The organism is Nocardiopsis sp. NRRL B-16309, assembly GCF_001279585.1.
In the GTDB taxonomy this organism is placed as follows: domain Bacteria; phylum Actinomycetota; class Actinomycetes; order Streptosporangiales; family Streptosporangiaceae; genus Nocardiopsis.
Genome location: NZ_LGEC01000149.1, coordinates 1 through 454, shown reverse-complemented (window position 1 = coordinate 454; position 454 = coordinate 1). Strand labels below are relative to the sequence as shown.

Sequence of the window (454 nt, the reverse complement as noted above, 5' to 3'; positions counted from 1 at the left end):
CGTGTGCCACTATCACTTGGCCACTACAGATAATAAGATGCTCGCGCACACTATTCACAAATCAAAACACCAACCGCAAGCTCCGACACCACTCACACCACCAGAGGCTGAAACAGCCCCCTGACAGGGTTCTGAGAGTTCTCAGAGGCGGTCCGCGGGAGACAACTCGACCGCCCAAACCCCTCACAGGGCCAAGGCGGTCAGAGGTTGCTTCCTCAGACACCCAACAGCGCGCCCCCCGACGCTTCTAGTCGTCGGAGGTCAAGTTCGTCTTCTTCAAGCCACTCCCGACACCAGTGCAGAACTGCACCGGCCGGGTCCACTTTCGAGTCCGGTCGGCGTAGGAAATGCCGACCTTCAAAAGACTCCTTAGAAAGGAGGTGATCCAGCCGCACCTTCCGGTACGGCTACCTTGTTACGACTTCGTCCCAATCGCCAGCCCCACCTTCACTCA

At 57.9% G+C, this 454-nt stretch carries 1 rRNA gene; it reads right to left on the bottom strand.

Annotated elements, in window-relative coordinates:
• Nucleotides 1–373: 373 nt before the first annotated feature.
• Nucleotides 374–454: ribosomal RNA gene (locus ADL05_RS29130) — 16S ribosomal RNA — on the bottom strand; the annotation flags it as partial.